Origin of the sequence: Bradyrhizobium sp. Mp27 (assembly GCF_029953005.1) — a bacterium.
Taxonomy (GTDB): domain Bacteria; phylum Pseudomonadota; class Alphaproteobacteria; order Rhizobiales; family Xanthobacteraceae; genus Bradyrhizobium; species Bradyrhizobium barranii.
Map to the genome: position 1 here is coordinate 1 of NZ_JASAUS010000460.1, position 1,709 is coordinate 1,709.

Annotated in this window: 1 pseudogene; it reads right to left on the minus strand. The window is 62.7% G+C overall.

Annotated features, from left to right (window positions below):
- Positions 1-112: 112 nt before the first annotated feature.
- A pseudogene (locus QJT78_RS50910) lies at positions 113-530 on the minus strand (transposase); the annotation flags it as partial.
- Positions 531-1,709: the final 1,179 nt, after the last annotated feature.

Below are 1,709 nucleotides of genomic sequence, written 5' to 3' on the forward strand. Positions count from 1 at the left end.
ACCAGAACACTGACTCTATCTCCCATCGGCCGTAGCGGGCTGCTCACGATCGTCTGAATTCAGTGCTCACGATCGCGCGAAATCGATGCTCACGATCCGTGAAATCCGCAGCCTTGCCCAGCAGGGCCGTCAACGCCTCCTGGAAATCGCCGGTCGAGATGCCGCGCAGATACAGCACCGGCAACAGCGCATCCAGGCTCCGGGTGCGCCGCGCCCACAGCGGCAGGATCGCCGAGCTGAACCGGATCCGCTCGCCGTCACCGGCCGCTCCGCGGTCCCGAATCTTCGCCCGCGCGACCTCGACCGGTCCGATGCCGGTCGCAATCGTTCGGGCGGGCCGTAACCATGCCGCACGACACGGGCGCGCCCGTCGGCAAGCTTCAAATCTTCACCGTGGCAAGAAACGTCTCGACTTCGATCTCCACGGCCTGCGCCAGAAGCTGCCGCGCTCCGGCTCGCAGGATATTGGTCAGTGGATCGTCGATCTCGTCGGGCTGACAAAGGGCAACAATATTGCTAGTCTCGTTCATGGCGTATCGCTCTCCTTGAGAGGTTCTGGCAGGCTCGACACCCGCCTCGATACGCCGGCCTATCTCAGGCCGTCATCACCCAGCTTCCCGCATAGCTCCGTCAAAGGCGGCTAAGCTTCGAACGGCCCACGCGGGCCGCTTTCCGTTTTTTGGATACCGCGCGGTCTCGTCAGCTTTCAGTAAGCTAGGCCCGATACATGATTGTTGGGTTTAGCGGGGGTGGGACGGACATTGCTGTGGCTTCCAGAGCAGTGGGGTGGAGTGTCACCTTTCCGCTAAACCCACCAGCAGTGCGGATGCGGCAGGGACCGTGCCTTCAACTCAGCCCCCCAGCCGTCAGGCGCCGAGTCGCGCCCGCACTGCTTCCAAATCCCGTTCCAGTAGATATACGCTCGCTCTGCGGGCGATGTCCTGCCGGTCAGCTTGAGGCTGGCCGTGCGAGGGTTAGCGGCGCGTGGCAGGGACAGCGCTTCCCCTGTGTATGCGTGGGGCCTTTCAAGCGCCGAGTCACGTAGCCGCTAACTTAATCGGCAGTGCGGGCGGGGCGGGGCAGGGACAGCGTCCGCCCCAGCGCAACTGAACGGCGCCGAGTCGCGCCCGCGCTGCCTGCGATCTGAGGCCGATCGTCAAGCCCAGTGAGGGGCAAGCGGTTCTGGTAGTTGTGGCACGGCTTTTTGCGGTGGATGTATCCTACCGTCAGCCTCTTTCGCCGCGAGGCTGGCGGTGGAGTTAGCGACGCGTGGTAGGGCCAAAGGATGCATATATTAGAGCGGCACATCACAGCCCTACGGTCGCAAGCGCTTGAGGTGCTTGCGGCCAATCAGGCCCGCGCGGCCGATCAGTCTTTGAGCCTGGCAGATCGCCAAGTCGCGACGTTTGATGCAGAGGAGGCTCAGGCAGTGTTAGGCATACTCGATAGCGTGAAGCTCAACTCCGGGCCGAAGGAGGCGGGGAAGATCGCTGCACGTATACGCGCGCTTCTAGAGGGGGAGGGGTGAGTGCCACCCGACTCTCTCGGGGCTAGTCGTCCGTTCTTTAATCGCGGGCACGATGTCAACCCCGATAGATAAAAGTGATCCACTGCCGGGTTCATGGTTCTTTCCGCGGTCGTCTCTACAGCCGCCGCATGATGGCGTTCAACAGGTGTGCATCTCGATGTGAAGAGCGCGGTGCGTAACG